Origin of the sequence: Mycobacterium neglectum (assembly GCF_002591975.1) — a bacterium.
Taxonomy (GTDB): domain Bacteria; phylum Actinomycetota; class Actinomycetes; order Mycobacteriales; family Mycobacteriaceae; genus Mycobacterium; species Mycobacterium neglectum.
Genome location: NZ_NVQE01000063.1, coordinates 1 through 21,733 on the forward strand (window position 1 = coordinate 1; position 21,733 = coordinate 21,733).

A 21,733-nucleotide genomic window follows, 5' to 3' on the forward strand; every position below is an offset into this window, starting at 1 on the left:
GTGGTATACTGGCGTGTCTCTCACCACGGTGTTACGTCGCATGCGTCAGAGGTGTATACGAGACCCGGCGGGGGCGGCGGAGGTGGTTGATCACTCATGGTTGGCCATTCCTTTCAATGACTCTGGTTACGCGATTTTGGGATTTAACGAATCAAATCGCCACTGCCGCAACGTCGGCCGCGGCCGCGGTCGCTACGAGTAACTAGACGTCGCGCTGAAGCCGACGACGATATTGATGATCACGACGATCACAAAGACGATGACACCTGCGATCGCGCCCCACACCGCGTACTTCTTCGCATCATCGGCCGCCTGCTGCGCTTCGATGGCGCGCCCCTGTGCCCACAGACCGGAAACCTGAGTGGATTTCACAATCGACACGATTCCGAGCGGGAGACAGCACAACACCGTCACCAAGATGCCCCAAACCAGATTGTTGTTCGGTTGACCCGCGGGAGTTCCGCCCTGCGGAGGAGGCGGTGGAGTGCCGCCGCTCGGAGGTGGTGGCGGAGGGTAGTTCCCGGGAGGTGGTGGCGGAGGGTAGTTCCCGGGGGGTGGTGGCGGTTGATCGGTCATGTGCGCCTTCCAGTCACGCCTTAGCTGGTAACGAGCGTGCTTACCCTACCCGAGAAGCGGCTTCGTGCAGACGTTTCTCTGCGGAAGTTGCTCACCTGACGAAATGGTGAAACAGGCTGGTAACCGCCACATTGGGAGCCGCCACCCCGGTTTGTTTGCCAGGCTTTGTATGCCCGGTTACCGAGCGCGGCGGCCGCTGCCATCCGAGAGGAACCCGAGTAGGTCGTGACGGGTGATGACGCCCACCGGCTTGCCCTCCTCGACGACCATCACGGCGTCGGACTCGCGCAGCGTTTTGGCCGCGGTGCTGACGAGTTCTCCCGCGCCGATCAACGGCAGAGGCGGACTCATGTGCTGTGACACCGCGTCGGCCAGGTTGGCCCGGCCCTCGAAAACCGCGGACAGCAGTTCGCGCTCGGCGACGCTGCCCGCCACTTCGCCCGCCATCACCGGCGGCTCGGCGCCGACGACCGGCATCTGGGATACGCCGTACTCCCGCAGGATGCCGATTGCGTCGCGCACCGTCTCAGACGGGTGGGTGTGTACCAGGTCGGGCAATGCGCCAGACTTGCCTCTTAGCACCTCGCCAACCGTCGTCTCCTCCACCGAACCGTCAAGCCGGCTCCGCAGAAATCCATACGAGGACATCCATCCGTCGTTGAAAACCTTTGACAGATAACCTCTTCCGCCGTCGGGGAGCAGTACGACGACCACTGAATCGGGGCCGGCCTTCTCAGCGACCTGGATCGCGGCGACAGCAGCCATGCCACACGATCCACCGACCAGCAGGGCTTCCTCGCGCGCCAGCCTGCGCGTCATCTCGAATGAATCGGCATCGGACACCGCGATGATCTCGTCGGGAACCGCCGGGTCGTAGGCGGAGGGCCAAAAGTCCTCCCCCACACCTTCGACGAGGTACGGCCTGCCGGTGCCACCGGAGTACACCGATCCCTCGGGATCGACGCCGACCACCCGCACCTGCCCCCCGGACACCTCCTTGAGATAGCGGCCCGCACCGGTGATCGTGCCGCCGGTTCCGACCCCCGCGACGAAATGGGTGACCTTGCCGTCGGTGTCGGCCCAGATCTCAGGGCCTGTCGTCTCGTAGTGACTAGCCGGGCCCATCGGATTGGAGTACTGGTCGGGCTTCCACGCGCCGTCGATCTCTTCGACGAGTCGATTGGACACGCTGTAATAGCTGTCCGGATTGTCCGGCGCCACGGCCGTCGGACAGACCACAACGTCAGCGCCGTACGCGCGCAACACGTTCTGCTTGTCCTCGCTGACCTTGTCGGGGCAGACGAAGATGCATTTATAGCCTCGCTGCTGTGCCACCAGCGCCAGGCCCACCCCGGTATTGCCAGACGTTGGTTCGACGATGGTGCCGCCGGGTTTGAGTTCGCCGCTGGCCTCCGCGGCATCGATCATCTTGATCGCGATGCGGTCCTTGGAGCTGCCGCCGGGGTTCAGGTACTCGATCTTGGCGGCGACGGTGCCCGCCCCATCGGGGACAACGGAGTTCAGCTGTACCAGAGGGGTATTGCCGATGAGCTCACTGATGTGCCGGGCGATCCGCATGACACCATCGTGTCAGGCGCGACACCGGCATACCAGCCGAGGGTTCACCAGGTGGCTTCCCGGATATAGTCGCCGATCTGGCGAAGCGACCGCGTCGCCTCGGGAACTGCGGGTGCCGCGAGCTGGAAGACGTGCATTTGGCCCGGCCAGACGCGAACCTCGACGGGCACACCGGCCGCCGCCAGTCGACGGGCCGCCTTGCGGGCGTCACTCACCAGGACCTCGGACCCCGACACATGGATCAGCGTGCGCGGCAGCCCGGGCTCGATGTGGTCGAGCGGCTCGTAGACCTCTTCGGGCTTGCCATCGACCAGATGCCGGCCGGCGGCCTCGCGGACCAGGTCCACCAGCGCATAGAACGCACGCGGCGGGAACATCGCATCGCTGTGAATGTTCGGATGGTTGGCCCGGGTCTCGTTGTCCACCTCGAACAACGGCGACATCGTGACCATCGCCGCGGGAATCTCGCCTTCCAGGCCTTCCCGCTGAAGCTTCTCGGCGAGCGCCAGAGCCAGATAGCCGCCTGCGGAGTCGCCCGCGAGCACGATCTGATTCGGCTCGTAGCCCTTCAGCCGCAACCACTTGTATGCGTCGTAGCAGTCGTCGAGCGCCTCGCCGACCGAGTGCTTCGGGATCATGCGGTAGTTGACGACCAGGACCGGACAGTCTGCATAGCCCGACAATGCGGTCACCAGCCTGCCGTGCGAATTCACACCACAGGTCAGGAAGGCGCCGCCGTGCAGGTACAAAACCACTCCGCGCTTGCCGTCTGCGGGCAGCACGCCACCGGCCCTAACCAGCTGCGCGGTGCACTTCGGCAAAGAAATCGTGGCGCGCACCGTCCCAGGAGGGGGACGCATGACCCGGGACACAAAATCCACGAAACCCCAGGGCCACGGGAGGCGCGGAACGTAGCTTCCGATAGCTAGAGTCGGCCGGATTGTTAGCAGAGCCGCCAGCGAAGTAAGTCTTCCCGCCAGGCTTGGGCCGTCCTCGACCACCTCGACGGGTGCACCGTCGCTAACTGGAAACTTACGCGGTCTACGTGCTTTAGCAGGCATTTCGCCAACACGAGATGCTCTGGCTACTTTACTTGGTGCCGTCATCGCCACCACTCCTACGCCGTTGTAGAGCCCCGGCTCGCCGTTTGCTTCAGCGATCCCGATACCTTAGCTTGACAGGCTCTGTTCATTTCAACAATCAACGATTCGATTTCGATACCGGACTTGATACCGCACTGTGATCCCCTAAGGTTCGTCGCCACGCGGGTATCCCAGAAAATCCCACCTAAACTGGACCGCGTGGGCATACGTGCACCGCGTCGGACAACGACCGTCGCCCTTGCGGCCGCGGCCACGCTCGCATCGACGGGCTCCGCGTACGTAGGAGCCCGCAATCTGCTGAGCGGGCAGGCTGACAAGGCCCGCAGCGCCATACCGAAGGCCTGGGACGTCCCCCCGCGTGCCGACGGCGTCTATCAGCCCAGTGGCGGACCTGTGCAGAAGTGGCACCGCGGCGTCCCGTTTGACCTGCATCTGATGGTCTTCGGTGACTCCACGGCCACCGGTTACGGCTGTGAAGATGCTGACGAGGTGCCGGGCGTGCTGATCGCCCGTGGGCTCGCCGAGGTGTCGGGTGAGCGAATCAGGCTGAGCACAAAAGCCATCATGGGGGCCACGTCGAAGGGACTTTCCGGGCAGATCGACGCGATGTTCGTTGCGGGCCCGCCGCCCGACGCGGCGGTGATCATGATCGGCGCGAATGACATCACGCGACCCAATGGCATCGGGCCGTCGGCGCGACGACTGGGCCGGGCGGTTCGGCGGCTGCGGGCCAGCGGAGCCGTCGTCGTGGTGGGCACCTGCCCGGATTTCGGCCTGATCACCGCGATCCCACAGCCCCTGCGGTGGGTGGCACGCAGTCGCGGGTTGCGCCTGGCGCGGGCTCAGGCCTCGGCCGTGCGCGCCGCCGGAGGTGTTCCTGTTCCGTTCTCCGACCTCCTTCCGCCTGAGTTCCGCAAGGCTCCCGAGCAGCTCTTCAGCAAAGACATGTTCCACCCGTCGGGGGCCGGCTACGCGCTGGCGGCCCAGCAGCTACTGCCCGCGCTGTGTAATGCGTTGGGCGAGTACATCGATGGGAACCAGCCCGAAGATGCGCTGGAGTCTCGGAACGCCGAGGGCAGTTCGCTGTTGGCCCGGGTGGGCAACATCAGCCGACTGTGGCGCCGCTCAACTGGGGTCCCCGCGCCCATCGTGGTGCCCGCAAGTTAGGTTTGCTTCACTCTCGATATCCGTAGATAGATGGAGAATTCTCATGGCTGAAGCCGTCATCGTCGCCACCGCACGCTCGCCGATCGGCCGTGCCGTCAAAGGGTCGCTCGCCACGATGCGCCCCGATGACCTCGCGGCGCAGATGGTTCGGGCGGCACTGGACAAGGTTCCCTCGTTGGACCCGAAGGACATCGACGATCTGATGATGGGCTGCGCGCAGCCCGCCGGTGAGGCCGGCTACAACGTCGCCAGGGCGGTCGCCGTCGAACTCGGTTACGACTTCCTGCCCGGCACCACGGTCAACCGCTACTGCTCGTCGTCGCTGCAGACCACTCGGATGGCGTTCCACGCCATCAAGGCCGGCGAAGGTGACGTGTTCATCTCCGCGGGGGTCGAGACCGTGTCGCGCTTCGGCGTCGGCGCCGCCGATGGCGCCCCGAACAGCAAGAACGCGATCTTCGAAGAGGCTCAGGCCCGGACGGCCAAGCAGGCCGAGGGCGCAGACGAGTGGCATGACCCCCGCAACGACGGCAACATCCCCGACGTCTACATCGCGATGGGCCAGACGGCGGAGAACGTCTCTCTGTTCACCGGCATCAGCCGCGAGGACCAGGACCACTGGGGTGTGCGGTCGCAGAACCGCGCCGAGGACGCCATCAAGAGCGGGTTCTTCGAGCGGGAGATCGTGCCGGTGAAGCTGCCCGACGGCACGACGGTCACGACCGACGACGGCCCCCGCGCGGGCACCACCTATGAGGCTGTTTCGCAGCTGAAGCCGGTGTTCCGACCCAACGGCACCATCACTGCGGGCAATGCGTGTCCACTGAACGACGGTGCAGCCGCCGTTGTCATCATGAGCGACACCAAGGCCAAGGAATTGGGCCTGACCCCGTTGGCGCGAATCGTGTCGACGGGTGTGAGCGGTCTGTCGCCGGAGATCATGGGCCTCGGCCCGATCGAGGCGATCAAGAAGGCGCTCGCCAAAGCGGGCAAGAAGATCTCGGACATCGACCTGGTCGAGATCAACGAGGCGTTCGCGGTGCAGGTGCTCGGCTCGGCGCGGGAACTCGGCATCGACGAGGACAAGCTCAACGTGTCTGGTGGCGCGATCGCACTGGGGCATCCGTTCGGTATGACGGGTGCGCGTATCACGGCCACGCTGCTCAATAACCTTGCGACATATGACAAGACGTTCGGCATCGAGTCGATGTGCGTCGGCGGCGGCCAGGGCATGGCGATGGTGGTGGAGCGCCTCAGCTAGTTGCCTAAGACCGCCGAGACTGTCTCGACGTCAAGCGAGCGGGGCGACGCACGAAAAAAGCCCGGCACATTTCGTGCCGGGCCTTTCGCGGGGACTGCTAGTCGCTGTTGAAGTAGGACAGCAGTCGCAGGATCTCGAGGTACAGCCAGACCAGCGTGACGGTCAGGCCCAGAGCGACGCCCCATGCGGCCTTCGACGGCGCGCCGGCGCGAATCAACTGGTCCGCCTGGTCGAAGTCGATCAGGAACATGAACGCCGCCAGACCGATGCAGACAAGCGAGAAGATGATGGCCAGTGGACCACCGCTCCGAAGGCCGAAGCCCTCGCCGCCACCGACACCGAACATCGCGAGCACGAAGTTGAGAAGGGCGATAGCCACCACGCCGAACAAGGCGGCGACCATCATCCTCGTGAACTTCGGCGTCACCCGGATGGCACCCGTCTTGTAGACGACGAGCATGCCGACGAACACACCCACGGTTCCGAAGATCGCCTGCGCGATCATCCCGGGGCCGCCGGTGGAGACGAGGTTCGCGAACAGGAACGACGCGGCGCCCAGGAAGAGCCCCTCAAGTGCGGCGTAGCTCAGCACGATGGCTGGGTTGTCCTGCTTGCGTCCGAAGGTCGCGATCAAGACCATCGCGAGACCACCGAGCGCGCCGATGAGCACGAAGGGCATCATCAAGGCGGTGTTCTGCGAGACCAAGAAGTAGGAGATGACGCCAACCACTGTCACGACGGCCAGCGTGACGCCGGTCTTGGTGACGACATCATCGATGGTCAGCGGCCGGGAGACGCCCGTCTGCTGCTGGTCGGGGTACTGCGTGACATATGGATCGGCCTGTACGGCCTGCGCACCGTAGCCGGCGGCTCCGGTACCAAACTGCGCGTAGCCACCCTGACCCTTGGGCAGGGAACGAAATACCGGGTTGCTGGACTCCCGCACCGTCGGTTCCTCTCTGATGCTTGGTTCGACTCGTTGACGAACAATCGATCAACGACTGGCGATCCCGGACGGTTCCCGAAAGAACCTCCCAGGGTCTTCACAGGAAACCCTACCCGGCGACGCTCGATGCAGGTTCACGATCTACATTGCATTCCGTGGACGAAAACGAGGATGTCCTAGTAAACGTGCGCCAGGGCGTCGGCCTGATCACCCTCAACCGGCCCAAAGCCATCAATTCGCTCACGCACCCGATGGTCAACGCGATCTCGCCGGTGCTCTCCGACTGGGCGGACAACGACGACGTCCACACCGTCATCGTCGACGGCGCCGGGGAACGCGGCCTGTGCGCCGGTGGCGACCTCGTCGCGCTGTACCACAGCGCCCGCGCCGACGGGTCCGTCGCCAGGAGCTTCTGGTACGACGAATATCGCCTCAACGCCCAGATCGGCCGCTTCCCCAAGCCCTATGTGGCCCTGATGGACGGCATCGTCATGGGTGGGGGCGTCGGCATCGCCGTGCACGGCAGCGTCCGCGTCGTCACCGACACCACCAAGATGGCAATGCCCGAAGTCGGCATCGGCTTCATTCCCGACGTCGGCGGCACACTCATCCTGTCGCGGACGCCCGGCCTGCTCGGTCTGCACGCCGCCCTCACCGGTGCGACGTTCGGCGCCGGGGACGCAATCGCCATGGGTTTCGCCGATCACTTCGTGCCGCACGACGCGATCGCCGCCTTCAAGGAGGTTGCGATCACCGACGGTGTCGACGCCGCCCTTGCTGCCCACGCCGCCGAACCGCCCGCGAGTCAGTTTCTGGCGCAACGGGAATGGATCGACCGTTGCTACGCCGAGCAAACCGCGACCGACATCGTCGCCGCCCTGCGGGCTCACGGCGCCGAGGCCGTCGACGCAGCCAACCTGATCGAGGCCAAATCCCCCATCTCGGTGTCCGTCGCACTGGAGGCGATACGACGGGCCGCCAAGCTCGACACACTGGAAGACGTTCTGCGCCAAGAATACCGGACCACCTGCGGGGCATTGCGAAGCCACGACTTCGAAGAGGGCATCCGCGCTCAGGTCATCGACAAGGACCGCAATCCGAAATGGTCGCCCGCATCGCTGGCGGCCGTCACCACCGCCGACGTCGAGGCCTACTTCGCGCCGGCCGATCGAGAATTGGAGTTCAAGAGATGAGCTACGAGACGATCCTGGTCACCCGCGACGACCGCGTCGGCACCATCACACTCAACCGGCCCAAGGCCCTCAACGCCCTCAACAGCCAGGTGATGAACGAAGTCGTCGCGGCCGCAGCGGAATTCGACAGCGACCAGGGAATCGGCGCGATCATCATCACCGGCAGCGGCGAGAAGGCCTTCGCCGCGGGCGCCGACATCAAAGAGATGGCCGAACTGTCGTTCGCCGACGTGTTCTCGTCGGACTTCTTCGCCGCGTGGGGCAAGTTCGCCGCGACACGCACCCCGACCATCGCCGCGGTCAACGGCTATGCACTTGGCGGCGGCTGCGAACTCGCGATGATGTGCGATCTGCTCATCGCCGCCGACACCGCCAAATTCGGCCAGCCCGAGATCAAGCTCGGCGTACTCCCCGGTATGGGCGGCTCACAGCGATTGACCCGCGCCATCGGCAAAGCCAAGGCGATGGACCTGATCCTCACCGGGCGCAACATGGATGCCACCGAGGCCGAACGCGCCGGCTTGGTCTCCCGCGTCGTGCCTGCCGACTCGCTGCTGGTCGAGGCGAATGCGGTCGCGAAGACCATCGCAGGAATGTCGCTTTCGGCGTCGCGGATGGCCAAGGAGGCCGTCAACCGTGCCTTCGAATCGACGCTGGCTGAAGGACTCCTGTACGAGCGCAGGCTCTTCCATTCCGCGTTCGCCACCGACGACCAGACCGAGGGTATGAACGCGTTCACGGAGAAGCGCCCACCGAACTTCGGCCACCGTTAATCTGCGTGGGTGACAGACACCGCTGAGGCCGTAGACGAAGCACCGCAGCAGGAGGGGCTGCCACCCAAGCAGGATTGGTGGGTCCGTCATTACACGTTCTTCGGAACGGCTCTTGGCCTGGTCTTCATCTGGCTTTCCTTGACGCCGTCGCTGTTGCCGCGCGGACCGCTGTTCCAGGGCATCGTCAGCGGCGCCGCGGGTGCGATCGGATATGGCCTCGGGGTGTTCGCGGTGTGGCTGGTGCGCTACATGGGATCAAGGGACACCAGTCCCTCGGCACCGCGGTGGGCCTGGCTCACACTCGTGGGCATTGGTGTCATCGGACAGATCCTGATGATCTTCTACTTCCACCGCTGGCAGGATGAAGTACGCGACCTCAATGGCGTGCCGCGCCTCGTGTTCTGGGACTACCCCTGGTGCGCCTTTCTGTCCATAGTGGTCTTGTTCGTCTTCGTCGAGATCGGACAGCTCATCGGCAGGCTCGTGCGCTTTTTGGTGCGTCAGCTCAATCGCGTTGCACCGCCGCGTATCTCGGCCATGGTTGTGGTTGCTCTGCTGCTCGTGCTGACTATTGCGCTGCTCAATGGCGTGGTAGTGCGTTTCGGTATGAGTGCCTTGAACTCGACATTCTCGGCGGCCAACGACGAGACCGACCCTGAATTCGCCGCACCGACATCCCCGTTGCGCTCAGGCGGCCCTGACTCTGCGGTCACGTGGGAATCGCTTGGCCATCAAGGGCGGGTGTTCGTCTCGGCAGGCCCCACGGTCGACGAGCTCTCGGAGTTCAACGGCACACCCGCCATCGAGCCGATCCGTGCCTATGCCGGACTGCATTCGGCCGACGGCATCAAGGCGACCGCCGCGCTGGCGGCCGAAGAATTGCAACGCAAGGGCGGCCTCGATCGTGCGGTGGTCGCCGTCGCGACCACGACCGGCACCGGCTGGATCAACGAGGCGGAGGCCTCGGCGCTGGAGTACATGTTCAACGGCGACAGCGCGATCGTGTCCATGCAGTACTCGTTCCTGCCCAGTTGGCTGTCCTTCCTCGTCGACAACGAGAACGCGCGACAGGCCGGGCAGGCGCTGTTCGAAGCCGTGGACGCACTGATTCGCGAGATGCCCGAGGCACAGCGGCCACAGCTGGTGGTCTTCGGTGAGAGCCTCGGGTCGTTCGGCGGGGAGGCGCCGTTCCTGGCTCTCAACAACCTGATCGCCCGCACCAACGGCGCGTTGTTCTCCGGCCCGACGTTCAACAACACCATCTGGACGCAGCTCACCCGCGACCGCGACGCGGGCTCGCCGGAGTGGTTGCCCATCTTCGACAAGGGTGAGAATGTCCGCTTCGCCGCGCGCTCGGACAACCTCGACCGGCCCAACGACCCGTGGGGCCATCCCCGGGTGGTGTATCTGCAGCACGCGTCTGACCCGATCGCGTGGTGGAACACGGATCTGCTGTTCGCCGAACCGGATTGGCTCAGAGAACCGCGCGGGTACGACGTCTCAGGACGCATGCAGTGGATACCGATCGTCACCTTCCTGCAGGTGTCCGCAGACATGGCTGTCGCGGTGGACGTGCCGGACGGCCACGGCCACGTGTACGTCAAGGACGTCGCCAACGCGTGGGCAGCGATTCTCGAGCCGCCGGGCTGGACGCCGGCCAAGACGGAGAAGCTGCGTCCGCTGCTCAGTAACGACGAGAACGCTTAGACCAGGTCCGGCGGGCAGGAGCGGAGCGACCGGGGAATCAGCAGAAGCCTTCGGCCTTCAGCGCGTGGTAGCCACCGATGACGTCGGTGGCGCGGTGCAGACCCAGGTCGAGTAGGGCTGCCGCGGCGAGGCTGGAGGTGTAGCCCTCCGAGCACAGCACCACCCATTCGACGTCCTCGCTCACGGCCTGCGGAAGCCGGGCGTCACTGGTCGGGTCGCAGCGCCACTCCAGCACATTGCGCTCGATCACCATCGCCGCCGGGACCTCGCCCTCACGCTCGCGCTGTGCCTGCGGCCGGATGTCGACCAGAATGGCGCCACGGGCCAGCGCCGCGGGCACGTCCTGCGCACCCAACCTGTGCAGCCGGGTGCGGGCCTCGTCGAGGACACGGTCGATGCGGCTGGTCATGATTGACGTCATCCCTCCGGCTCATCGGTGAGTTCGGTGCGCTTGCGGCGCAGCGTGTTCCGGTGCGTGACCTCGTAGTACGACATCGCGGTCAACGGTGGTGAGTATGCGTGCACGCTCAGCGTCGGCGCAACCGGCGCAGCCGTGTGCCGATCGGGCGACCACACCACGTCGTGCACCCAGCCGAGCGGGAACGCGGCCTGGTCACCCGCCGTGAGACGTCGCCGCCGCAGCGTCTGCCCGTCCCATCGGGTTTCCCGCAGCGCACCTGACAAGACGGTCAGCGCACCGAGCGAGCCGCCGTGGTCGTGGAGTTCGGTCGAGCGGTCCGGCACCCAACTGATCAGCCAGACGTCGAGTTCTTCGTCGCCGTGCAACCGGGTGAACCAGCGATCATTGGCCGGCAGACCCCCAGCAGGCAGGAGGCCGTCATAGCTGCCTGAAAGAACGCCCTCCGCGTAGCGATCGGTGGCGTGCAGTAAATCGGCGGGACGCAGTCGGGTGGGCGCGGAGATGACAGAAACCATGCGAACTCCAGAAAGTGACAGGCGGACAAGGACAGGTGCGTCAGGCGCAACAGTCCCCGCGGCATGCGCGCAGGTATCCGGGTGTCACGGCCGCAAGTCTGGCATTTCGAACCGACGTTGACCGTGGCGCTGAACCGACAGTGCATAACGCTGTGCTCAACAGCCTGGTCAATGGACCTTCCGTAACCAGTGCTCAAAAATTCACGCTGATCCGAAGTGGACGGCCGGCGACCGTGACAGCCAAGCCATTGCATAGATTGGCTGCATGCGCAGGCACTCGCGTCGGGCCGCCCACGCGGTGGCACTCGTTATCGTCGGCACGGCCGTGGGCACCGGGTGCTCGTCGGGATCCGATGGCGAGCCGGCCACGTCGACGCCACCAACGACAGCGGCCTCAGAGCCCTCGGAAACGCCGACGGCGGCGCCCGGCGACGTCGGGGTGTCCCCAGACGGCGTCACGACTGCCGTCGGCGCCCCTGCGGACTCCACCGAGGACGAGTACTTCAGGGCGTGTCGGGCCGCGCGCGAGTGGATGGGACAGCAGGGCGGGGACGCCAAGTCGCAGCTCGAGCCATATCTGAAGAATGTGCAGAGCTCCGACGCTGCTGGCCCGGGCACGTTCGGCGAGCCGTGGTCGGCGCTTCCCCCGCCCCGGCAGGCCGCCGTGATAGTGGCGGCACAGGCCGCCGCCGACGCGCTCTGCGGGTAGGCGCAGAATCACGCTATGGCCGGCAAGCGAGTGGCCCTCGCCCTCGGCAGCGGAGGAGCCCGCGGTTACGCCCATATCGGGGTGATCGACGAGCTGAACGAGCGTGGCTTCGAGATCGTCGGCATCGCGGGATCGTCGATGGGCGCGCTCGTCGGTGGTCTTCAGGCCGCGGGCAAGCTCGATGATTTCGCCGAATGGGCGAAGTCGCTGACACAGCGCGCGATATTGCGCCTGCTCGACCCGAAGATCACCGCCGCCGGGGTGCTCCGCGCGGAGAAGATCCTCGATGCGGTCCGCGACATTCTCGGTGAGGTCACGATCGAAGAGCTGCCGATCCCCTACACCGCGGTCAGTACCGACCTGCTCACCGGAAAATCGGTGTGGCTACAACGCGGGCCTGTCGACGCCGCGATCCGGGCATCGATCGCGATCCCCGGAGTGATCGTGCCGCATGTGCTCGACGGCCGACTGCTGGCCGACGGCGGCATCCTCGATCCGCTGCCCATGGCGCCGATATCGGCCGTCAACGCCGATCTGACGATCGCGGTGAGCCTGGCCGGCAGTGAGTCGGGCGGGGACGAGCCAGAGGGTGACGGGCCGAGCGCAACCACCGAATGGCTGGGCCGGATGTGGCGCAGCACGACCGCGCTGTTCGACGCCGCCCAGCCCGACGAGAGTGCGGACACACTCGTCGACGCCTCCAAGGAGATGTCGGTGCCTCGCCTCGGCAGCTTCGAGGTGATGAACCGGACGATCGACATCGCGCAGGCCGCCCTGGCGCGTCATACGCTGGCGGCCTATCCCCCCGATGTGTTGATCGAGGTCCCCCGGACCGCATGTCGCAGCCTCGAATTCCACCGTGCCGCAGAGGTCATCCAGGTCGGCCGCGATCTCACCGCGGCTGTGCTGGACGGGCTCGCGAAGCCCGAAACCGTTTCCGCCGAAATCTGATTCAGCGTCCGAGGAACTCGGCAACCTCGCTCGCGACCCGCCTACCCTGGTCGCGCCCGGCAAGTGCGGACGGCGCGCGGCAGGCCGGATCCAGTGGGTTGCGACCGAAGGCTTCTAGTGATCCGTCGTCGGCGAACACACCGAACGCCGAACCGGCGAAGTTGTCGACTTCCTCGATCGCTCCGGTGCCGAACGGCGACGGCGAGTTCCTGCCCTGCGGCACGAGTGCGACCACCACGTCGCAGTCGGCGGCCAGCTCTAGGTTGACGGTGCTGCCGACGCCACCATCCATGTATCGACGACCGTCGATCGTGACCGGGGGCCAGACGCCGGGCACCGCGCAGCTGGCGGCAACGGCGTCGACCAAATTGACGCCGGAATCCCGATCGAGTGTCACCAATTCGCCTGTGGCGGTGTCGATTGCGCTGATACGCAGGATGCGTTGGGGCCAGTCATGCTCGGGCAGCCGGTGTTCGATCACCTGGCGCCGCACGCCCTCCGACACGGTCTGGGTGGACAATGCGACGCCGCCGATCCGCTGCAGTTTCTCGGCCTTCGAACCGGGTTGCGTCATCGCGGTGAGGAAGAGTTCGGCGATCTCCTCGACGCCGACATTCGGGTTCAGCTCGGCGCTCGACGCTTCGGTCTGCCGCTCGAACAGTGCATCGAGGTGCAGGCCGCTGATGAGTTGTGCGGCGACGGTCGATCCCGCAGACGTGCCGACCAGGACATCCGATTCCCGCAGCGCATGGGCCGTCGCCGGCGACACATCGGCGATACCCCGCAGGATCCCCGTCTCCCACGCGATGCCCGCCACCCCGCCGCCTGCTAGTACCAGTGCCCGTTTCGTCGTCACCGCAGCGAGTGTGCCAAACGCCCGACTACGCTCAAAGCGATGATCAAGGTTTTCGGGTACTTGAAGCGCAAGCCCGGCCTATCGCCGCAGGAGTTCGCCGAGTACTACGAGACCAACCACGTACCGCTCGTCCTGAGCAAGGCGTTCATGCCGACGGTCTACAAGCGCAACTACCTCCAGCGCGGCGACGCCTTCAACGTCGAAGGAGATGAGATCGCCTTCGACTGCATGACCGAACTCGTGTTCGCGGACCGGGACGACATGTCCGCCTGGATGTCCAGTCTCGGTGTCGACGAAATTGCCAACGACGAAGCGAACTTCATCGATCGCGCCGCAACGCGCGCCTATGTGGTGGACGAGCACACCAGCGCGGGTTGAGCATCCACTGCGAGCTAGGGTGCTCCCATGCGTGGATGGTTGCCGATCGGAACCGCCGCTGCTCTCGTTGCCGCCGTTATCGCGAGTTCACCGGCTCTCGCCCAGCCGCCCGCGCCTCCGGCCCCGATCATCCCTTCGCCCGTACCGCCGGCCAACGTCGGCGACCTCAAGCGCGACGCCGTCGCGTACTACGACAGCGGCGCCTACCTGACCAATCTGCAGCACGCCGCGGCATCCGCGGTGGCGTGGATCAACGACCAGGCCCCACGCGTTGCCCGCCCGGCAGTGGTGTTCGACATCGACGAGACCGCATTGTCGAACTGGGAAGCCATCAAGGCCAACGACTTTGGCCGTATCGGCAATGGACCGTGCGACGCTCTCCCCCAGGGGCCGTGCGGGTGGCTGGCGTGGGACCTGCGCGGGCAGTCGACGGTCATCCCGCCGACGATGGGAATCTTTACCACCGCGAAGCGGCACGGTGCCACGATCTTCTTCATCACGGGCCGGGACGAGTCCCAACGCGCCGCGACCGAACGCAATCTGCACGACACCGGCTACACCGGGTACGAGCGGCTGATCATGGAACCGACCGGCGCACATTATCTTTCCGCAGTCGACTTCAAGGCCCCACAGCGCGCGCATATCGAGGCGCAGGGTTACACGATCATCGCCAACATCGGGGATCAGCCGTCTGATCTGGCCGGCGGCTTCGCGCAACAGACCTACCTGCTACCGAATCCCTTCTACCGCATCCCCTAGGAGCGACATGGTCGACACGATGAGGGCGCAGCGCTTCTACGCAGACTCAAAAACGATTGCAGTGGAAGATGTTTCGATACCAGAGCCCGGCCCCGGCGAGGTGTTGGTCAAGGTCGCGTTCTGCGGTATCTGCCACTCTGATCTCAGCCTGATCAACGGCACGTTCCCGGCGTTCTTGCCAGTGGTGACGCAGGGCCACGAAACGTCGGGAACCATCGCCAAGCTCGGTCCGGACGTCACCGGCTGGAAGGAGGGCGACCGGGTGGTCGTCGCGGCAGGCCGGCCGTGCATGACATGTGCCAACTGCCGGCGAGGCGACGTCACGAACTGCCTGGCCATCGCGCTGATGGCATTTGCCTACGACGGCGGCTGGGCGGAGTACACCGTCGCGCAGGCGTTCGGCCTCACCCGGGTACCCGACAACGTCCCGCTGGAGCAGGCGGCGATCCTGGCCGACGCGGTGTCGACACCGTTCGGTGCCGTCGTGCGCACGGGCAAGGTCGGCATCGGGGAATCGGTCGGTGTCTGGGGCGTCGGCGGCGTCGGAACCCATATTGTCCAGCTCGCGCGGCTGGTCGGCGCCGTGCCGGTGATCGCCGTCGACATCAAGGCGGAGGTTCTGGAGCGCGCCACAGAACTGGGCGCCGACTACGCGTTCGACGCCCGCGACGACCAGCTGGCCCAGAAGATCTCCGAGGTCACCGATGGACGCCGACTCGATGTCGCGTTCGACGCGGTGGGCCTCAAGTCGACGTTCGAACAGGCGCTCGACAATCTCACGGTGGGCGGTCGTCTGGTAGCGGTTGGAATGAGCGCCGAGTCTCCGAGCGTTGGGCCGACCAGCATGTTCGGACTGACGCAAAAGCACGTCCTGGGCCACCTGGGCTACCAGAACGTCGACATCGGAACGCTCGCGACATTGGTATCGACTGGGCGACTGGACATCTCACGCTCGATCAGTGACGTGGTCTCCCTCGAGGACGTCGCGGTGGGCATCGACAAGCTGGACCGCCAGGACGGCAACCCGATCCGCATCCTGGTCGAGCCGTGACCGGTGACCTGACCGGCCGGGTAGCGCTGTTGACCGGCGCCTCGGGCGGTATCGGCAAGGCGATCGCGCGACGGCTCGCCGACGAGGGCGCCGATCTGTGCCTGTCCTACGGGCGCAACGCCGCCGACGCAGAAGAGGCTGCGGCGTATGCCCGGGAACGGGGCAGGCGGGTCACCGTCGTCGCGGCCGATCTCTCCGACCCGCAGGCGCCGGCCGCCCTCGTCTTGCATGCGACCAACGAATTGGGCCCGGTCGACCTGCTCATCCCAAACGCGGGCACGGCCGACATCAAGGGTTGGCGAAAAATCGATCCGGCGTCATGGGATGCGACGCTCGCGGTCAACCTGACTGCTCCATGGCTGTTGGCGCAACAGGTTCTGCCGACGATGATCGAGCGCAAGTACGGGCGCGTTCTGTTCATCTCGTCGGTCGCCGCTCTGACCGGCGGCGTGGTCGGCGCCCACTACGCAGCGAGCAAGGCGGGCCTGCACGGCCTCATGCATCACCTCGCGCCGCGTGTCGCGGCCGACGGCGTGACCGTCAACAGCCTGGCCCCCGCGCTGGTGGGCGAGACGAAGATGTTTCCCGCGGACCTGGAGACCGGCACTCCCCCGATCCCTATCCCCGTCGGCCGCATCGGCAGGCCCGACGAGGTGGCCGATATGGCATTGGCCATGCTGCGCAACGGTTATCTGACGAACAAGGTGATCACGCTCGACGGCGGGATCCTGCCCCGCGATTAGTTCGACTAGCTCAAGCGCGGCGCGGCCTTACCGCTGATCAGCGGCAGATCGAGATAGGTCGCGATGCCCGACTCGGCGGCGCACACCGCGGGCACGGAGTTCACGCAGTGCGCGGCGGTTCCGACGATTCCGTACTCCGGCCCCTCACCGCCCACTGCGGACTGGAACCCTTTCACCGAGATCGAGATGTCGGGATTCCCGCGAACTTCCATCTCGTAGCGTTGGCCTTCGGGGCCGAATGTCCATGCGGGATCCAGCTTTTCCTCACCCATCAGCCAGTTCACCGTGACACGCACGACGACCTCGTCGCCGACGAGCGCCTCCCAGTGGAACTTTCGGCCTGCGACCTGACCCGGCTCAATCACGCCGATCGGCGACTCGATGGGAGCGGTGGCGACCGCAATCTCCTGCGACGACCGCACCTTCGGGTCCGCCTTGAACCCGGCCTTGTCGACGATCATTCGCACCGCTTGGATGAAGCCACCGTCGAGCAGCTTCTGCATCGGTCCGCTCAGGGCCTTGTCTGGCACCTCGCCGAACCCCATCACATGGCGTACGACATCGGGTGCATCATATGTGCGCAGATCCGAATACTCCTCGGCCCGAACGAATGTCACGCCCGTCGAGAAGGCCGAGAACAGCAGTGGGAACTTCTCGCTGATGCCGCCCGGCGCAATGCCGGTGCCGTGCAGCGTGACGTTGCCCTCGATCGCGGCATCCCGCAGGGCCGCCGACTGCCGCTCACTGGGATAGACCCATCCGACCGGGGTCACGACGTTCTTGCCGGACCGCAATAGCGCCGCGACCTCGTCGGGGTTGGGCAGCAGCGGAGAGTAGATGACCGCGTCGGCGTCGAGCGCGAGGATCTCGTCGACGTCGTTGGTCGCCGTGACGCCGATGGGCTCTTCGCCGATGAGCTCACCGACGTCCTTGCCCGCCTTGTCCGCGGAATGCACCCAGCAGCCCACGAGTTCGAGTTCAGGGTGCTCCAGCACACCTTTGATGGCGGCGACTCCGACGCCTCCCGTCGCCCACTGCACGACCTTCAGTGCCATACCGCCTCCTCGCAACTAGAACACGTTCTACTTAGGTCTACACGACGGCGAGTTCATCCGCGGCGATCTGCTCGAGGAAGGCCCGGGCGGGTGCAGACGCGCTGGCGGAAACGGCGATCCCGAGGCGTCGCACGGTCTTCGGCTCCAGCGGTAGTGCCGTGACACCGTCGGGAACCCTCAACCCAGTGTTCGGCAGGATGCTGACGCCAAGGCCCGCGCGCACGATCTCGAGCACTGCGGACATCTCGCGCGCCTCGAAGGCCACGTCGAACTCGACTCCGCTGCGCCACGCAATGGGTGTGAAGACGTCGGCGCAGCCGCCTGTCGAGCGGATGAACGGCTCCTTGGCCAGCTCTGCGTAGTCGACTTCGGCCCAACCAGCCAGCCGGCTGGCCGCGGGCACCACTGCCACAAAGTCCTGCTCGCCGAGTGGGACGACGTCGAGACCCTTGATGGGCAGGCTGACCACACCGGCCTCGGCCGCGCCTTGGTCCAACCAGTCGCGCACCTCTGCCTCGCTACCCTCGAGCAGCCGGATCGTGACAGCCGGATGCCGCGCCGCGAAGCTCCGCAGATGCGGTGCGATGAGGGTGCCGGTGACGCTCGGCAGGCTCGCCAGGGCCAGAGTCCCGGTGACTTCACCGGCGAGGGCGGCGACCTCGGTGCGCATCAACCCGAGATGCCGCACCGCCTCGCGCGCGTGCGTCAAGGCCAAGGACCCGGGGACGGTCAGGACCAGACCATCGCGGCCGCGCACCAGCAGGGACAAGCCCAACTCCTTCTCCAGCGTCGCGACGGCGCGACTGACCGCGGGCTGCGATAGGCCCAATTGCCGGCCGGCCGCGGTGAATCCGCCCTCGTCGACGACCGCGATGAAGGACTTCAACTGCAACAACGTAGGCATCTGGTCTCCCGATATTCGGTCGATGGCATACGTCCATAGCAATCCAGATATGGAAATTAATCCCTCCAGAACGTTGAAGGAATTGGCCAACGAATCAAAGGAGGACGTCATGGCATCTCGACGAGTGCTGATCACTGGAGCGTCGAAAGGCATCGGGCGCGCTGTTGCCGAGCGAGTCGCCGCGGGGGGCAACGTCCCGATCGGTCTCGCACGCACCAGACCCGAGTACTTTCCGGGTGACTTCTACGAGGTGGACCTGACAGACCGGACGGCGACCGCCGCGGTGCTGGAGCAGATCGTCGCGAGTGGGCCGATCGAGGCCGTGGTCAACAACGTCGGCTTCGCGCGTTTCGGCCGGATCGGGGAAATCGACCTTGACGACTTGTCCGAAATCTATGACCTGAATGTGCGGACCACCGTTCAGGTGGTGCAGGCCGTGCTGCCCGGTATGAAGACCGCCGGGTGGGGCCGCATCGTCAACGTCACGAGCATGACCACACTCGGCACCCCGGAGCGCACCCCGTACGCCGCAGCCAAGGCCGCACTGGAAGCGTGCACCCGCATCTGGGCCAACGAACTGGCCTCGGCGGGCATCACCGTGAACGCCGTTGCACCCGGGCCCACCGAAACCGAGTTGTACCGCGAACGCAGCCCGATCGGATCAGAACGCGAAGCCCGCTTCCTGGAAACCATTCCGCTGCACCGAGTCGGCACGCCGCGGGAGATCGCCCATGCGATCTGCGCACTCCTCGATGAGGACGCCGGCTACATCACAGGCCAGATCGTCAGGGCCGACGGCGGCGGGAGCATCGCCGCGTGACGACACCGCGCCACAGCCCAACTGGCGCACTCATATTGCGTTAGGTACATCCACCCGATTTCGGGTCATGTGTGCGCGTGTCGCGCCGGTTCGCGATAGAACTTCTGTAATGGCTTCGATCAAGATCGGCTTTGGCGTGCTGGGACCGCTGCAGATGACGGTCGACGGCGCGCCGGTGACGCTGGGCACGCCGAAGCTGCGGGCTGTGCTGGCGATGCTGGTGATGAACCGCAATCGGCCGGTATCCATCGACTCGCTGATCACCGCGGCGTGGGAGGAGGGCCCGCCTGCGGAGGCCAGGGCCAGCCTGCACTCCTACATCTCCAACCTGCGCAAGCTGATCGGCGGCGCCGGTGCGGACCCGAAGTCGGTGTTGGTCAACGCGCCGCCGGGGTACCGGCTCAACGCCGCCGACGCGCACTGCGATATCGGCAGGTTCGTGGTCGAGAAGGCCGCGGGCGTCCACGCCGCCGCTGCCGGCCGCTTCGAGGAGGCCAGCAGACACCTGACCGACGCACTGGCCGAGTGGCGCGGACCTGTCCTCGACGACTTGCGCACCTTCCAGTTCGTCGATGTGTTCGCGACCGCGCTCACCGAGGACAAGGTGGAGGCGCATACCGCGCGGGCGGGCGCCGAAATCGCTTGTGGGCGTGCGTATGCCGTCATCGGCGAGCTGGAAGGCCTGACAGCCGAGTACCCGTATCGCGAACCGCTGTGGGCACAGTTGATCACCGCCTATTACTCCGCCGAACGTCAGTCCGAGGCGCTGGACGCCTACCAGCGGCTGAAGTCGACGCTGGCCGAGGACCTTGGGATCGATCCGGGTCCGACGGTGCGCGCGCTGCACGAAAAGATCCTTCGGCAGGAGTCGTTGGATGTGCGCAAGGCCGCGAAGACCACGGCCGTGCATCAGGTCAACGACATCGACATGCGAACTGCGGTCAATGCGACGTCGGCGCTGGCGACCCTGCGCTCCGCAACGGGACACAGATATCCCCTGACGGCGACGGCGACCAGGATCGGGCGGTTGTCCGACAACGACATCGTGCTCGACGACAACAATGTCAGCAGGCACCACGCGGTGATCATCGACACCGGCACCAGCTTCGTGATCACCGATCTGCGCTCGGCAAACGGCATTGACGTGCGAGGAGAACGGATCAGGGGCACCGCGACACTGGGTGACGGCGACGCGATCCGCATCTGCGATCACGAGTTCACGTTCGAGATCGAGCCGCGCTCGGCGTAGCGCGGCATTAGGGTGTGTTTGCCCGGCAAAACACCCTGAGGAGAAGACCGATGAGCGACCCCGAAAAGGAGTCACGCGTTGGTTCCCAAATTGGCCCCTACAAATTGCTGCGGCTGCTGGGCAAGGGGGGCATGGGCGAGGTCTACGAGGCCAAGGACACGGTCAAAGATCGCATCGTCGCGCTGAAACTGTTGCCGGAGTCGGCGTCCAACGATCCGGTGTTCCGCAAGCGGCTGCAGCGTGAGGCACATGCCGCGGGCCGGCTGCAGGAGCCACACGTCGTGCCGATTCACGATTACGGCGAGGTCGACGGCTTCCTGTTCGTCGATATGCGCATGATCGAGGGAACCGACCTGCGCAAGGTGTTGCAGAGTTATGGGCCGATGACGCCCGCGCGAGCGGTCGCCGTCGTGAAGCAGATCGCCTCGGCGCTCGACGCCGCCCATGAAGCCGGGATCACGCACCGCGACGTCAAGCCCGAAAACATCATCCTCAACCGTGAGGACTTCGCCTATCTGGTCGATTTCGGCATCGCCAACGCCGTCACCGACGAGAAACTGACGCAGCTCGGCACCGCGGTCGGCACCTACGCGTACATGGCGCCCGAACGGTTCACCAATGACGAAGTCACCTACCGCGCCGACGTCTATGCGCTCGCGTGCGTCCTGCACGAATGCCTGACCGGGGCGCAGCCGTTCACCGGTGACAGCGTCGGCACGATCATCACCGCGCACCTGATGAACCCGACTCCGCGCCCGAGCGGACAACGACCGGGGATTCCCGCGGCCTTCGATCAGGTGATCGCCCGCGGCATGGCCAAGAAGCCGGCGGACCGCTACGTGAGCGCCGGAGACCTCGCGACGGCCGCGACCGACGCACTGACGCACCGGGAACAGGATCAGGCCGCGACGATCCTGCAGCGCAGCGAAGCTGCGACAAGACCGGTGCCACCGCCTCCACCGCCGTCCCAGCCACGGATGTACGCATCGCAATCGCCGCCCCCGCCCTACGGGACACA

23 protein-coding genes are annotated in these 21,733 nt (G+C 65.7%); 14 read left to right on the plus strand and 9 right to left on the minus strand.

Going from position 1 to position 21,733, the window contains the following annotated elements; all coding sequences use genetic code 11:
* Positions 1-192 precede the first annotated feature (192 nt).
* From CSQ99_RS28460 to CSQ99_RS28470, 3 genes are all read right to left on the minus strand, one after another.
* The gene (locus tag CSQ99_RS28460) at positions 193-576 is read right to left on the minus strand and encodes a CD225/dispanin family protein (protein WP_099042344.1); all 384 of its coding nucleotides are present in this window, start codon (positions 574-576) and stop codon (positions 193-195) included.
* A gap of 177 nt (positions 577-753) precedes the next feature.
* The gene (locus tag CSQ99_RS28465; RefSeq protein WP_099042345.1) at positions 754-2,154 is read right to left on the minus strand and encodes a cystathionine beta-synthase; all 1,401 of its coding nucleotides are present in this window, start codon (positions 2,152-2,154) and stop codon (positions 754-756) included.
* A 44-nt stretch (positions 2,155-2,198) separates the two neighbouring features.
* Complete coding sequence (locus tag CSQ99_RS28470; RefSeq protein ID WP_099042361.1) at positions 2,199-3,260, minus strand: alpha/beta hydrolase fold domain-containing protein; 1,062 nt, start codon at positions 3,258-3,260, stop codon at positions 2,199-2,201.
* A gap of 195 nt (positions 3,261-3,455) precedes the next feature.
* Between CSQ99_RS28470 and CSQ99_RS28475 the strand changes: the two genes are divergently transcribed.
* Both CSQ99_RS28475 and CSQ99_RS28480 read left to right on the plus strand, forming a co-directional pair.
* Positions 3,456-4,424, plus strand: a complete 969-nt coding sequence (locus tag CSQ99_RS28475) for an SGNH/GDSL hydrolase family protein (protein ID WP_099042346.1) — start codon at positions 3,456-3,458, stop codon at positions 4,422-4,424.
* Positions 4,425-4,467: 43 nt separating this feature from the next.
* The gene (locus CSQ99_RS28480; protein WP_099042347.1) at positions 4,468-5,685 is read left to right on the plus strand and encodes an acetyl-CoA C-acetyltransferase; all 1,218 of its coding nucleotides are present in this window, start codon (positions 4,468-4,470) and stop codon (positions 5,683-5,685) included.
* A gap of 97 nt (positions 5,686-5,782) precedes the next feature.
* Here CSQ99_RS28480 and CSQ99_RS28485 read toward each other — a convergent pair whose 3' ends face one another.
* Positions 5,783-6,631 carry a Bax inhibitor-1/YccA family protein gene (locus tag CSQ99_RS28485; RefSeq protein WP_099042348.1) on the minus strand — a complete coding sequence of 283 codons (849 nt, stop codon included), beginning with the start codon at positions 6,629-6,631 and terminating at the stop codon, positions 5,783-5,785.
* 155 nt (positions 6,632-6,786) lie between these two features.
* On the opposite strand from CSQ99_RS28485, the gene CSQ99_RS28490 reads away from it, so the two are divergent.
* From CSQ99_RS28490 to CSQ99_RS28500, 3 genes are read left to right on the plus strand one after another with little or no spacing between them, the layout of a single operon-like run.
* Positions 6,787-7,824, plus strand: a complete 1,038-nt coding sequence (locus CSQ99_RS28490; RefSeq protein ID WP_099042349.1) for an enoyl-CoA hydratase/isomerase family protein — start codon at positions 6,787-6,789, stop codon at positions 7,822-7,824.
* Entirely contained in the window at positions 7,821-8,597 is a 777-nt protein-coding gene (locus CSQ99_RS28495) for an enoyl-CoA hydratase (protein ID WP_099042350.1), read from the plus strand. Before CSQ99_RS28490 ends, CSQ99_RS28495 begins: the two co-directional genes overlap by 4 nt.
* Before the next feature lie 9 nt (positions 8,598-8,606).
* Positions 8,607-10,304, plus strand: a complete 1,698-nt coding sequence (locus tag CSQ99_RS28500; protein ID WP_099042351.1) for an alpha/beta hydrolase — start codon at positions 8,607-8,609, stop codon at positions 10,302-10,304.
* Positions 10,305-10,341: 37 nt separating this feature from the next.
* On the opposite strand, the gene CSQ99_RS28505 is transcribed toward CSQ99_RS28500, so the two are convergent.
* Both CSQ99_RS28505 and CSQ99_RS28510 read right to left on the minus strand, forming a co-directional pair.
* Positions 10,342-10,713 carry a rhodanese-like domain-containing protein gene (locus CSQ99_RS28505; protein WP_099042362.1) on the minus strand — a complete coding sequence of 124 codons (372 nt, stop codon included), beginning with the start codon at positions 10,711-10,713 and terminating at the stop codon, positions 10,342-10,344.
* Positions 10,714-10,721: 8 nt separating this feature from the next.
* Complete coding sequence (locus tag CSQ99_RS28510) at positions 10,722-11,240, minus strand: cysteine dioxygenase (protein ID WP_099042352.1); 519 nt, start codon at positions 11,238-11,240, stop codon at positions 10,722-10,724.
* A gap of 265 nt (positions 11,241-11,505) precedes the next feature.
* Between CSQ99_RS28510 and lpqV the strand changes: the two genes are divergently transcribed.
* Complete coding sequence (lpqV, locus tag CSQ99_RS28515; RefSeq protein WP_176561265.1) at positions 11,506-11,949, plus strand: lipoprotein LpqV; 444 nt, start codon at positions 11,506-11,508, stop codon at positions 11,947-11,949.
* A 15-nt stretch (positions 11,950-11,964) separates the two neighbouring features.
* On the plus strand, positions 11,965-12,900 hold the full coding sequence (locus tag CSQ99_RS28520; protein ID WP_176561266.1) for a patatin-like phospholipase family protein: 936 nt from the start codon (positions 11,965-11,967) through the stop codon (positions 12,898-12,900).
* A 1-nt stretch (position 12,901) separates the two neighbouring features.
* Here CSQ99_RS28520 and CSQ99_RS28525 read toward each other — a convergent pair whose 3' ends face one another.
* On the minus strand, positions 12,902-13,756 hold the full coding sequence (locus CSQ99_RS28525) for a patatin-like phospholipase family protein (protein ID WP_099042353.1): 855 nt from the start codon (positions 13,754-13,756) through the stop codon (positions 12,902-12,904).
* 39 nt (positions 13,757-13,795) lie between these two features.
* On the opposite strand from CSQ99_RS28525, the gene CSQ99_RS28530 reads away from it, so the two are divergent.
* The 4 genes from CSQ99_RS28530 to CSQ99_RS28545 are packed head-to-tail and all read left to right on the plus strand — an operon-like array spanning position 13,796 to position 16,687.
* Positions 13,796-14,134, plus strand: coding sequence for an EthD domain-containing protein (locus tag CSQ99_RS28530; protein ID WP_099042354.1), 339 nt, complete (start codon positions 13,796-13,798; stop codon positions 14,132-14,134).
* A 27-nt stretch (positions 14,135-14,161) separates the two neighbouring features.
* Positions 14,162-14,893, plus strand: coding sequence for an HAD family acid phosphatase (locus tag CSQ99_RS28535; protein WP_099042355.1), 732 nt, complete (start codon positions 14,162-14,164; stop codon positions 14,891-14,893).
* A 7-nt stretch (positions 14,894-14,900) separates the two neighbouring features.
* Positions 14,901-15,944 (plus strand): zinc-binding dehydrogenase, encoded by a 1,044-nt coding sequence (locus CSQ99_RS28540; protein ID WP_099042356.1) that lies wholly within the window; start codon positions 14,901-14,903, stop codon positions 15,942-15,944.
* Positions 15,941-16,687, plus strand: coding sequence for an SDR family NAD(P)-dependent oxidoreductase (locus CSQ99_RS28545; protein WP_099042357.1), 747 nt, complete (start codon positions 15,941-15,943; stop codon positions 16,685-16,687). The genes CSQ99_RS28540 and CSQ99_RS28545 overlap by 4 nt, the downstream gene beginning before the upstream one ends.
* Before the next feature lie 5 nt (positions 16,688-16,692).
* Here CSQ99_RS28545 and CSQ99_RS28550 read toward each other — a convergent pair whose 3' ends face one another.
* Both CSQ99_RS28550 and CSQ99_RS28555 read right to left on the minus strand, forming a co-directional pair.
* Positions 16,693-17,742 (minus strand): NAD(P)H-dependent amine dehydrogenase family protein, encoded by a 1,050-nt coding sequence (locus tag CSQ99_RS28550; RefSeq protein WP_099042358.1) that lies wholly within the window; start codon positions 17,740-17,742, stop codon positions 16,693-16,695.
* Between the two features lie 37 nt (positions 17,743-17,779).
* Entirely contained in the window at positions 17,780-18,646 is an 867-nt protein-coding gene (locus CSQ99_RS28555; RefSeq protein WP_099042359.1) for a LysR family transcriptional regulator, read from the minus strand.
* 109 nt (positions 18,647-18,755) lie between these two features.
* Here CSQ99_RS28555 and CSQ99_RS28560 point away from each other — a divergent pair, with 109 nt between their 5' ends.
* The 3 genes from CSQ99_RS28560 to CSQ99_RS28570 form a co-directional block, all read left to right on the plus strand.
* Positions 18,756-19,466: an SDR family oxidoreductase gene (locus CSQ99_RS28560; protein WP_099042365.1), complete on the plus strand. Its 711-nt coding sequence runs from the start codon at positions 18,756-18,758 to the stop codon at positions 19,464-19,466.
* Positions 19,467-19,575: 109 nt separating this feature from the next.
* Positions 19,576-20,715 (plus strand): BTAD domain-containing putative transcriptional regulator, encoded by a 1,140-nt coding sequence (locus CSQ99_RS28565; protein ID WP_099042360.1) that lies wholly within the window; start codon positions 19,576-19,578, stop codon positions 20,713-20,715.
* 50 nt (positions 20,716-20,765) lie between these two features.
* A partial coding sequence (locus tag CSQ99_RS28570; protein WP_141562748.1) for a serine/threonine-protein kinase occupies positions 20,766-21,733 on the plus strand: 968 nt, incomplete at its 3' end.